This is a genomic window from Psychrobacter urativorans, from assembly GCF_904846695.1.
GTDB lineage: Bacteria > Pseudomonadota > Gammaproteobacteria > Pseudomonadales > Moraxellaceae > Psychrobacter > Psychrobacter urativorans.
This window is the reverse complement of record NZ_CAJHBR010000002.1, coordinates 18,296-30,502: the sequence shown is the minus strand read 5'-3', so window position 1 is coordinate 30,502 and position 12,207 is coordinate 18,296. Positions and strand designations below refer to the sequence as shown.

9 protein-coding genes are annotated in these 12,207 nt (G+C 41.9%); 8 read left to right on the top strand and 1 reads right to left on the bottom strand.

Annotation, left to right across the window (positions count from 1 at the left end; genetic code table 11):
* Positions 1–84: 84 nt before the first annotated feature.
* Positions 85–873: a DUF2071 domain-containing protein gene (locus tag JMY09_RS02315; RefSeq protein WP_227677119.1), complete on the bottom strand. Its 789-nt coding sequence runs from the start codon at positions 871–873 to the stop codon at positions 85–87.
* A 650-nt stretch (positions 874–1,523) separates the two neighbouring features.
* Between JMY09_RS02315 and JMY09_RS02310 the strand changes: the two genes are divergently transcribed.
* From JMY09_RS02310 to JMY09_RS02275, 8 genes are all read left to right on the top strand, one after another.
* Positions 1,524–2,801, top strand: a complete 1,278-nt coding sequence (locus tag JMY09_RS02310; protein WP_201621981.1) for a tyrosine-type recombinase/integrase — start codon at positions 1,524–1,526, stop codon at positions 2,799–2,801.
* Positions 2,802–3,109: 308 nt separating this feature from the next.
* On the top strand, positions 3,110–4,234 hold the full coding sequence (locus tag JMY09_RS02305; protein ID WP_201621980.1) for a LysR family transcriptional regulator: 1,125 nt from the start codon (positions 3,110–3,112) through the stop codon (positions 4,232–4,234).
* Between the two features lie 180 nt (positions 4,235–4,414).
* Positions 4,415–5,692 carry an NRAMP family divalent metal transporter gene (locus JMY09_RS02300; RefSeq protein WP_201621979.1) on the top strand — a complete coding sequence of 426 codons (1,278 nt, stop codon included), beginning with the start codon at positions 4,415–4,417 and terminating at the stop codon, positions 5,690–5,692.
* A gap of 500 nt (positions 5,693–6,192) precedes the next feature.
* Complete coding sequence (prpB, locus tag JMY09_RS02295) at positions 6,193–7,086, top strand: methylisocitrate lyase (RefSeq protein WP_201621978.1); 894 nt, start codon at positions 6,193–6,195, stop codon at positions 7,084–7,086.
* Between the two features lie 150 nt (positions 7,087–7,236).
* Positions 7,237–8,376: a bifunctional 2-methylcitrate synthase/citrate synthase gene (gene prpC, locus JMY09_RS02290; protein ID WP_201621977.1), complete on the top strand. Its 1,140-nt coding sequence runs from the start codon at positions 7,237–7,239 to the stop codon at positions 8,374–8,376.
* Between the two features lie 115 nt (positions 8,377–8,491).
* Positions 8,492–9,058, top strand: coding sequence for a hypothetical protein (locus JMY09_RS02285; RefSeq protein ID WP_201621976.1), 567 nt, complete (start codon positions 8,492–8,494; stop codon positions 9,056–9,058).
* Between the two features lie 78 nt (positions 9,059–9,136).
* On the top strand, positions 9,137–11,782 hold the full coding sequence (gene acnD / locus JMY09_RS02280) for a Fe/S-dependent 2-methylisocitrate dehydratase AcnD (protein ID WP_201622163.1): 2,646 nt from the start codon (positions 9,137–9,139) through the stop codon (positions 11,780–11,782).
* Between the two features lie 133 nt (positions 11,783–11,915).
* Positions 11,916–12,206: a type II toxin-antitoxin system Phd/YefM family antitoxin gene (locus JMY09_RS02275; protein ID WP_201621975.1), complete on the top strand. Its 291-nt coding sequence runs from the start codon at positions 11,916–11,918 to the stop codon at positions 12,204–12,206.
* Position 12,207: the final 1 nt, after the last annotated feature.

Sequence of the window (12,207 nt, the reverse complement as noted above, 5' to 3'; positions counted from 1 at the left end):
TAAAGGCAGTTACTTAAACAATGACTTTGAAATAAAAAAGCAGATATCAATTATGATGTCTGCTTTTTTTTGCTTGTTAAAAAATTATTCTACAACGGTAGGTGGTAAGTATATGGTAAATTCATTTATCGGCTCTATTAACACGCTATAAGGAGTCTTTTGCTCTGTTTCATCGACTATACCTAGATCAGATAAAAGCTTGAAATTAGCTGACTTTAGCTTTGCCGGTTTGACTTTGAGTTCTTTATGCCATACTCGATAGGTGCCTACTTTGTTGTCCCTTCGATAATAGAAGCCACACAGAGGATGCGTAAGATAAACTAATGCTGATTCAGCATCAGGAAAACCCGAAAATGCTATCTCATCGAATTCTGATTGTACTAGGTCAACGGAAGCTTCAGCCCAACTGGATGAGGTTTCCATGTGGTACTTTTCATACAGTCCGGTTGATTCGTTTAAGGAGCAATCGAAGTGTACGCTTCCATCATGCCACGGTAAATTCCATAAGTATCTAGGAATCATTAAAGTCCAAGAATCAAGCGTTGTCCCAAGAAACCATACACAACGCTCACTAGTTTCAGTATCGATAATATAAATACGATAGTTGGTTTGCCCCATGGTAAATTTTGGAAAAGGAAAAACAGCTGAAGTAAAATCAACATCGATAAAGGGTACTACTGATACTAGCCCCATATTTTTGCCATTTATTTCCACCACGTCTAGTTGAAATCGATCAGGAAACATTCCTTTGAATCTACTCTCTGGTACGGCATAGGTTATGATAGCGAAATGCTTCAAACCACAAAGAACGTCTATACCCTTTGGCTTGGGTCTCTTTGTCATAGAATCTTTTAACTTACGTGCTTCTTGCACAATATCTCCTTTATCCTGTGGTTTAGTAGTGCCATTGAATAATCTTATTGTAAACAATTGATTGTAAATATCAAAATACTGAAATCAGCGCAAGATGACATAAATACTCTGCGATAGACTATTCCTTTATTGTTGAGATAGTGTTTCTCCATCTCTTTACTTTTAGTCATTCTACGCAGCAGTATTAACAATCATCCTCAAAATAATGTACTGCAAATTTGCACAGAACAGCACTATCACCCTGATTAAGGTATTCTGTGCGAGTACAGGAGCATGGTTTTTGGTGTAAATATGCCGAAGGCCTCTATTGCCAATAGCAAACAGCACTCTTACTTTTAATCTATGTGAAGTTTATTCCTTCAAACGCCATATATATCAACAAAAAAATAGCTTACTGCTTCTTTCTGCACTACACTATAATCATCCCCAAGTGAACCTTGGGAATGATTGTGCCTTGGATCATTATATTTAAAAGGATCGCTAATTTAACTAATGAATAACAGTGTCCATATTAGTGTCCAGTAGCTATTTATGCTTGCCAAAAGGCACTTTTCAAGATTTCTAAAATGGGCGCAAAGATTATTCTAAATATCAGCATACGGATAACAGACTAACACTCACCTTGCTTATAAAGCTTACGGATATACATCATGGCTGTCGACAACTTAAATGATATTAATAAACTTGAATGCCGGGATAACGATTATTCAGTAAGTATTTCAGGTGTTGCAGGTTTAAGTGTGCGCATCTACCCAAACGGCAAAAAAGAATACTACCTTCGTTATACCCATCCACGTATCGATGGTAAGCGACCTAGAATGATGCTTGGCAAGATCAATGATATTAGTTTGTATGAGGTTAAGTATAAAGCCGAGTCCATACTCAACATGGTTGCCAAGGGTGTTGACCCTAAGGCTGTACAGCAACAACAAGTGAATAAATATGCCCATCTAAAAAACGCCACGTTTTCTGAGGTTGCCCAAGCTTGGCGAGACCACAAGACATCAAGTGGTCATAAAGGTAAATCTAACAAACTCTCATTTAGTGAGTCGACACTGGAATATTGGGATTTATGTCTAGGATATATGTGTCGCGAGATTGGCGACTTAAGAATGAACGATATCACCAGCGAGATGATATTAACGGTGTGTGAGGCTATTCAAAACAATCAAAATCAGGCAACCTTCGTGGGTGCTAGCACTCGTCTTTATACGGAAAAAGTATTTTCATTCGCTGTCGCAAGAGGATTATGCGATAAGAATGTGGCTATTGATACACGTGGCGAGCTAGCACCTGCCAGCTCAGGCAACCACTTACCAGCTATTACCAAACCTGATCAGTTTGCCACTCTCCTAAATGATATGTGCACTTTTAAAGGGGCAAATAAAATCACTTTGGAGGCAATGAATTTACTACCCTACGTGTTTGTGCGTAGTATCGATTTGCGGTCTATGCGCTGGCAGGATATAGATTGGGATAATAAGCTATGGGAGTTCTCCCCTACTAAAGGCGAAGGTCGTGAGGATATGGTATCGCAATTGGTCGTACCATTAGCCACTCAGGTGATGCAACGTTTACGCAGCATTCAATCGGATACAGGTCATAATGAATATGTGTTTGCCTCAATGCGCGCCTCAAACAATCCTTATATTAGTAAAGCGGCGCTAGTGCAAGTATTTCATAGACTTGGCTATAAAGAGGTTCAATGTGCTCATGGCTTTCGGGCATCAGCTAAAACCTTGCTTATGGAACAACCTGAGTTACGCTATTCGGATATCGTAACAGAGTTACAGCTGGGCCATAGGATAAAGGACACACATGGTGGTGCTTACAACCGATTAGATGAAATTGATACTCGAGTACGAATGATGCAAGATTGGGCTGACTATATAGATAAACTACGAGATTTTCCTAAAAAGGAACCTTAGTACTTTATATATGAGAATACGTTTAAATTGGGAGTTCGATAACTATGTTCCCTATATAGATTAATCTGCTTTCTAGATACGATTGGAAAGTTCAAAATACTATTAAATAAAATGTTGCATGACTGCGAGTCATATTGTTGCTGAGCTACCGCCTTATATAAGCTTATTATATACTCTTAGGGTATTGCTAAGCTGGCATTGTAGATAAATTTATAAACCAGCACTACTTATGTTAAAGGCAGATAAAATACCACCAAATGCCGCTTTTTTATTGGCTATAGAAAATACAACAAAGGTATACCCTAATTATGGATCTAAAACAGATTAAGGCTTTTGTTGCAATCGCTGAATTACAGAGTTTTAGTGCGGCTGCTAAGTCCACAGAGCTATCACAGCCAAGTCTCAGTCGGCTGTTAAAACAGCTGGAAGCTGATATTGGTGTCGAGCTGATTAATCGTTATCACCGACCACTACAGATGACAGAAGCGGGACTATTTTTTTATGACAAAGTAAGCGCTGTACTGACCGAGCTGTCGACTATTACTAATATGACTCAGCGGCTGGCAGCACCTAACGCAACGCTCAATATTGGCTTTGTGCCCTCAGTACTCTACGGTCTGCTGCCAGAAGTTATCGCCACCCTAAAGCAACATAGCACTAGTCGCAGTAACAACAATAGCAATAGTAATATCAATAGTTGCAATAAAGACGGTAAACCCTCGAAACTTGCCAGTACCGACTACCCTACTGATATCGAAGTCAACCTTAAGGATATCAGCTCCTACCAACAAGTTGAGGCGCTAAAATCGGGTGAGATCGACGTGGGTTTTAGCCGCTTTCCTCATCAGGATCCATGGATTCAGCAGATTTTGTTACGCCATGAGCGTTATGTAGTCGCTCTGCCAAAAGCGCATCCTCTCGCTCACACTAAAGACCAGCGTTTGATTGATTTGGTCAATAACCGCTTGATTTTATATCATCAAACGCACTTGCCAGCGCAGATAACTGACATAACCAACATAAGTGCTGGCGCTTTTACCGTTAGTACAACAGCCACTCACGATAACCAGCCAACCGTGCCCAACGCCAACCGCGCTAAGACTACAGCAGCTCATAGTGTGACTGAACCTTTGCTAAACCTGTTTGCTCAATATGGTATTACCCCATTTACCACCACTAAGGTGAGTGATTTACAAGTGGCGCTGGGGCTAGTTGCTGCTGGTGAAGGCATTACTTTAGTGCCTGCCAGCTTGCAAAACATGCGTACTGATCAGATTAGCTATCAGCGTCTGATTCACGAAAATGTTACTTCCCCTATTTATTTACATACCCTAAAAGACTTTAGCCATCCTAAGGTTCTCAACTTACTAAATGCGATTTATGAAGTTTATGAAAAGCGTGGTATTACTTATCGGCGGCAGCAGTTTATGTAAAAGCTAAGCACTCAAAACGGATAGTTGGTTTAAGCCACGAAAATAATTATTATCCTTAATTAAGTACGCTATGCTAAAGTTACCACTATTTCTCTTTATTGATAAACTTTAATCGGCAAAATTTGTAGCAAGCTCTCACAGGTCAGTGCTAGCTTGCCATATTTTATATTTGGGGTACTCATGACCACACAACGAATCAACAATTCAGATGCAACAGCTAGTGCTGCACAAGAAGGCTTTAGCTGGCGTATATTTGGGCCTGGAATTTTAATGGCGACGGCAGCTGTTGGAGGCTCACATCTCATTTCGTCCACGCAAGCCGGTGCTATTTATGGTTGGCAGTTGGCTATCATGATTATTTTAGCCAACGTTTTTAAATATCCATTCTTTCGTTTCGGTACTGACTATGTCTATGATACCGGCGAGAGCCTAATTGCTGGCTATGCCAAACGCTCAAAAGCCTATCTTTGGATTTACTTTATTCTCTCGATTCTGTCGGCGGTGATTAGTACGGGCGCCGTATCCTTAATTGCTGCGGTGATCTTAGGCTTTATGCTACCTGCCTCTATTGGCTTATCAACGATTGCTTTGGCACTGATAGTAACTGCGGTATGCTGGGTGTTTTTGATAGCGGGTCACTATAAGCTGCTTGATGGGCTGACCAAATGGATTATGCTTGCCTTGACGGCGGCAACCTTAGCAGCGGTAATTATTGCTGCTGGCAAGCCAACAGTAGTGACTCCAGATTTTGTTGCTGCTTCTCCTTGGAACTTAGCGACCTTGGGTTTCATTGTAGCGCTAATGGGCTGGATGCCAGCGCCACTTGAGTTCGCGGCAATTACCTCTATGTGGACTTCAGCTAAGAGAAAAGCTGATAATACAACTAAGCGTCAAGGGCTGCTTGATTTCAACGTTGGCTATGCGATCTCTGCTATTTTGGCGTTGTTCTTTTTAGCATTGGGGGTATTTGTACAGTACGGCTCGGGTCAAGAGATTCAGATTGCTGGTGGCGCTTATATCGACCAGCTTATTAGCATGTATACGAATACTATCGGTGAATGGTCCCGCCTATTAGTCGCCTTCGTGGCCTTTATGTGCATGTTCGGTACTACGATTACTTGTGCAGATGGTTATGGACGTGCCAATGCCGAGTGCTGGCGCTTGCTAAAAGGTGAAAGTGAGATTAATAAAAAACAAGTCGCCTTTTGGACCACTTACGCTGTCGGTGGCGGCTTGGTTATCATTAGTTTCTTCGCAGGACAGTTAGGGACTATGCTGAAATTCGCTATGATATCTGCCTTTGTGTCGGCACCTATTTTTGGTTGGCTTAACTATTCATTGGTTAAGAGCCATCAAAAACTATCACCCGGTATGAATGCTCTATCGATTGCTGGCTTGATATTCTTAGGCGGTTTTGCACTATTGTTCTTAGCCAATCTTGCTGGGCTATTCGGTTAACATTATCTGTTTCAGACCTCATTTAGCAATATTAAAAGTAATAACATAGTATTAATCAAAGCCCTTATACCTTAGCTATAGGGGCTTTTTTATTTACCTAATTACCAATTACTGATTAATGGTCTTGGCATTAGTAATATTAATATTAGTAGACAGCCCCTCTAAGCCTCTATAGATACACGAGGGTTAATTGTAACCAGATGTAAATATTATCTAACTATTATTCCCTGCATTTTGGTCGTTATGAATAACGCAGACATTAAACAACTGTTTTATAGATATAATTATTCATAAAACGGATAGATTAAATTTTTTTAAATAGCTAATATTTATTAACTAAACAATAGCCCTTTAATAGCTCTTTAAAAGTGCTTGGATTATCTATAGTCTAAAGGTATTCAGGCATTGTACAAATACCCTACGCCGAGCCTACTTTATCGTTGTATTAAAAACATACCGTATTAAAAAAATTTATATTAAAACCAGCTAAGGATTATAAAATGACTTCAATTTCAGCAGGCGCGCGCTTTCGTAATGCCATGCAACAGCAAAACACTAACAACCAACCATTACAAATAGTCGGTACTATCAATGCTTATACGGCTATGATGGCCACTCAAGCTGGTCATAAAGCTATATATCTTTCTGGTGCTGGCGTAGCCAATGCTTCATTTGGTCTACCAGACTTAGGGATGACTAGCCTAGATAATGTATTAGAGGATGCTCGTCGTATTACTGACGCGGTCGACACACCTTTACTAGTAGATATCGATACTGGCTTTGGTGGTGCGTTTAATATCGCTCAAACCATTCGCAAAATGGAAAAAGCTGGGGTTGCAGCCGTGCATATCGAAGACCAAGTAGCTCAGAAGCGCTGTGGTCATCGCCCTAATAAAGAAATCGTTAGTATCGCTGAGATGGTCGATCGCCTAAAAGCAGCTATGGATGCCAAAACTGACGAGAATTTTGTAGTTATGGCCCGTACTGACGCTTTATCGGTTGAAGGGTTAGATGCTGCGGTTGAACGTGCACTGGCCTTTCAAGAAGCGGGCGCGGATATGATCTTTGCTGAAGCTTTGACTGATATCGAGATGTATCGCAAGTTCACTGATGTGTTAGATATTCCAGTACTAGCTAACATGACGGAATTTGGTCAGACGGATCTTTATACTACTGAGCAGCTACAAGGCGTTGGTGTTGATATGGTGTTATATCCATTGTCAGCCTTTCGAGCGATGAACAAAGCCGCCTTGAACGTCTATCAGCATATTCTCTCTGATGGCACACAAGACAAAGTCGTCGATACTATGCAAACCCGTATGGAGCTTTATGATTTCTTAAACTATCATGAGTTCGAGCAAACTTTAGACAAACTATTTGCCGATAATAAATAAACGACTCATTTTACTAGCAGCAGTCTACTAGTAGCAGTAAACCGTACTATTCAAGCGCTGATTTAATCATAGACGACCGTACTCAGCGCTTGATCTAACAGCAAGTAACCGTTTTTACTTACCCTAAGCTACCAACAAAAGGAATTTACTATGGCAGCACAAAACCAATCAGCAAAAGTATTGTCAGGCGCAGGTCTTCGTGGTCAAGTCGCAGGCAAAACAGCATTATCTACAGTCGGAAAATCAGGCTCTGGTCTGACTTATCGTGGTTACGATGTCTCAGAGCTGGCAGACAAGTGCATCTTTGAAGAAGTCGCTTATCTATTGCTATACGGCAATCTACCGACTCAAAGCGAGCTTGATGCTTATCAAACTAAGCTTAAAAAGCTACGTGGCCTACCACAGCCGTTAAAAGACGTGCTTGAGCGTATCCCTGCTGATGCGCATCCGATGGATGTATTGCGTACTGGTTGCTCTATGCTAGGTAACCTTGAGACTGAAATGGATTTTGCCGAAGAGAACGATCAAGCTGATCGTATGCTAGCGGTTTTCCCTTCTATTATTAACTACTGGTATCGCTTCACTCATGACAATGAGCGTATCGAAACTGAGACTGATGATGACACTATCGGTGGTCATTTCCTACATCTGCTCAAAGGTGAAAAGCCAAACGAGCTGCACGAAAAGGTTATGAACGTCTCTTTGATTCTTTATGCTGAGCATGAGTTCAATGCTTCAACCTTTACTGCTCGTGTCTGTGCTTCTACTTTATCTGACATTCATTCTTGTATCACTGGTGCCATTGGTTCGCTACGAGGTCACTTGCATGGCGGTGCTAATGAGGCAGCAATGGATATGATTGCTGGCTTTAACTCAGCAGATGAAGCAGAAACAGAAATGATGGCTATGCTGGCGCGTAAAGATAAGATTATGGGTTTTGGTCATGCGATTTATAGCGAATCAGATCCACGTAACGTGGTCATCAAGGGCTGGGCTGAGAAACTAGCAGCAGACGTTGGTGATGAGGTGCTCTACCCTGTATCGGTACGCTGTGAAGAAGTCATGTGGCGTGAGAAAAAACTGTTCTGTAACGCAGATTTCTTCCACGCGTCAGCCTATCACTTCATGGGTATTCCAACTAAGTTGTTCACGCCAATCTTTGTCTGCTCGCGCCTAACAGGTTGGGCCTCGCATGTGTTTGAACAGCGGGCTAATAACCGTATCATTCGCCCAAGTGCCGAGTATATCGGTGAAGAATTACGTTCTGTGCCTGATATCAGTGCGCGTTAAGATACATCTAAAAAGCTTAGGTCTTTCTTATCTTTATCATTTTGATAAGAGAGATCTAAACTTAATGTTTTTTCTAAAGTGGATAATGATGATAGAGTTTGTAAAGACATCAATAATGTTAGGAGTTATAAGTTTAAGTGTTTTTACCTTAATACCTGCTAACGCTACTACTGATTTGACGAGCTTATTTCAAGTATACGAAGAAGCTTGTGGTGATTCAATAGGAGAAAAATCAGAGTTATCGGCTGATCGATATAACAATTTTAAAAACAGTTTTATTGGTCATAATGAATCATATACCAAAGGTGAATATGAAGGTACTCGATTCTTTTTAAGAAAAAATTATATTATTCCTAGTGAATATCAAAAAGCAATTGACTCAGTCACCATTAAAAAAGGCGACAAAGATAATAAGAACAGCGTTACCTACACAGTTAAATTTAAAGAAGCTAGCTATCGCAAAATTCCTTTATCTCACCTAAACATATATCTAGTTCCAAACTCTGATCACTTTTATGATGAGGTCTTTTTTAAAAGTTCTTTTCGAGGATTAGAGCCGCAATTTAAGCATATAGAATACAACGATGATGAATGGTATGGGGATGCAGTCGTTGGTGCATCTTTTAATTATAAAGAAAAATCTATTCTATGTGACAGTATTTCAGGAAGTTATAAACAATAAATATAACTCTTTATTTTATACCCATTTCAACCAGCCAATAGCCAAAGGTGACTTATGGACAACGCTCTAGTACAACCGATGAACGATCACTTCAAAAAGCCTTTACCTGATACCGAGCTGCATTATTTTGATACTCGCGAAGCCGTTGAAAATATTCAGGCTGGCGCGTATGACAAGCTCCCGTTTTGCTCAAAGGTATTGTGCGAAAACTTAGTGCGTCGTTGCCCACCAGAGGATCTAACCGCTGCGCTAAAACAACATATCGAAGGTAAGCAAGACCTTGATTTTCCTTGGTATCCTGCTCGTGTCGTTTGTCATGATATCTTAGGTCAAACAGCCTTTGTTGATTTAGCGGGCCTACGGGATGCTATCGCTGAGCAAGGGGGCGATCCATCAAAAGTCAATCCTATCGTACCAACGCAATTGATCGTTGACCACTCCTTAGCTGTTGAACATGCGGGCTTTGAAGAAGATGCTTTTGAAAAAAACCGAGCTATCGAAGAGCGTCGTAACGATGACCGCTTTCACTTTATCAACTGGTGCCAGTATGCCTTTGATAACGTCAACGTCGTGCCACCCGGTAATGGCATTATGCATCAAATCAACTTAGAGAAAATGTCGCCAGTAGTGCAAGTGGTACAGAACAAAGCCGGTCAACAGGTTGCCTTCGCTGATACCCTAGTCGGTACTGATAGTCATACGCCTATGGTCGATGCCTTAGGGGTGATCTCTATCGGTGTTGGGGGCTTAGAAGCTGAAAGCGTGATGCTTGGTAATCCGTCATATATGCGACTACCGGATTATGTTGGTGTGAAACTCACCGGTAAATTGCAAAAAGGCATAACGGGTACCGATTTAGTACTCGCGATGACCGAATTCTTACGTGATGCTGGAGTGGTTTCGACTTATATCGAATTCTTCGGTGAAGGTGCCCGCCAGCTCAGCGTTGGTGATCGTGCTTCTATCTCCAACATGACCCCTGAATATGGCGCGACCGCAGCGATGTTCTATATCGATGAGCAAACCATCGATTATTTACGCTTGACTGGTCGTAGCGAAGCACAAATCAAACTAGTCGAGCAGTATGCTAAGCAAACTGGCCTATGGGCTGATGGTATGGAAAAAGCCGAATACGCCCGTGTGCTTGAGTTTGATTTGTCAGCAGTAGTACGGAATATGGCCGGTCCCTCGCGTCCACATGCTCGCGTATCGACGACCGACTTAGTCGCCAAAGGTATCGCCCACGGCGCTGATGAAAAACTACCAGAGCCAAAAGACGGTATGATGCCCGACGGCGCGGTTATTATTGCCGCTATCACTAGCTGTACTAACACCTCCAACCCACGCAATATGGTAGCTGCTGGACTAGTGGCTCGTAATGCTAATGAAAAAGGTCTATTGCGTAAGCCTTGGGTGAAGTCCTCTTTAGCCCCTGGTTCTAAGACCGTAAAAATGTATCTAGAAGAAGCTGGTCTGATGTCTGAGCTGCAACAGATTGGCTTTGATGTAGTCGGCTTTGCTTGTACGACGTGTAATGGTATGAGTGGCGCCCTCGACCCGGATATCGAAAAAGAAATTATCGATAATGACTTGTTTACTACTGCGGTATTATCGGGTAACCGTAACTTCGATGGTCGTATCCATCCTTATGCTAAGCAAGCGTTCTTAGCATCACCGCCCTTGGTTATTGCTTATGCTATCGCTGGTAATATTCGCTTCGATATCGAAAAAGACTCATTAGGCCAAGACCAAAACGGTAATGATGTTTATCTAAAAGACATCTGGTTCGATGATGATGAAGTTGATGCTATCGTTGCCGCAGCCGTGAAACCCGAACAGTTCAATGCGGTGTATATACCGATGTTCGATGAAGCCAAAAAAGATACAGGCAAAGCTTTAAGCCCACTATACAACTGGCGTGAGCAAACCACTTATATCCGTCGTCCGCCGTATTGGGAAGGCAAAATGGCAGCGATGAATAAGCTAAAAGGCATGCGTCCATTAGCGGTGCTTGGTGATAACATCACCACCGACCATTTGTCACCGTCGAATGCTATCTTAGGGGATTCAGCGGCTGGCGAGTATCTTGACACTATGGGTCTACCGTCTGAGGACTATAACTCTTATGCCACCCATCGCGGTGATCACTTAACGGCTCAACGTGCTACTTTTGCCAATCCAAAACTGCTTAATGAAATGGTACGTGATGGCAGTGATAATAAGAGCGGTGATGTTATTCAAGGCTCGCTAGCTCGCGTTGAGCCCGAAGGTCAAGTTATGCGTATGTGGGAAGCCATTGAAACCTATATGAACCGTAATCAGCCGCTTATCATTATCGCAGGTGATGGCTATGGTCAAGGCTCAAGCCGTGACTGGGCTGCTAAAGGCGTGCGTTTAGCCGGGGTGGAAGTAGTGGTCGCTGAGGACTTTGAGCGCATTCACCGTCAAAACTTAGTCGGTATGGGTGCTCTACCATTACAGTTCGAAAAAGGCGTTACGCGCAATACGCTTAATATCGACGGTACCGAAGTATTTGATGTGACCGGTGAAGTATCTGCTGGCGGTATGATGACGCTAGTGATTAACCGTACTGACGGCAGCAAAACGGAAGTGCCTATCATCTGCCGTTTAGATACTGCTGATGAAGTGAAGATGTATAACGCTGGCGGTATGCTGCAGCGCTTTGCTAAAGAGTTTATCGATGGTACGTTAGATATTGCGTAATCATCATAAGTTCTGAGTAAGAAAAGAGCCGATGTTGTGTAGTTTATATAGCATCGGTTTTTTTACATTTATTGATATACTTTTATATATAGCGTAACATGTACTGTTTATTGTACAATTGCTAGAGATTATTATGAGAGTTGTTAGTTTTTCAGAAGCTAGAAAGCATTTGAAGTCGGTTTTAGATGCTGTCAATGACGATGCCAATGCCACTATCGTGACTCGTCGTGATGCCGATGATGCCGTCGTGATGTCACTTGATTATTATAATAGCTTGATGGAAACCGTCTATTTATTGAGGTCCCCTGCTAACGCTACTCACTTAGCAGAGTCTATTGCTCAATATCAAGCGGGCAAAACGGTAGTACGTGAATTAGTTGCTGATACTGATATAAGTACTGAAACCGATACTGAAGACGTTTAAT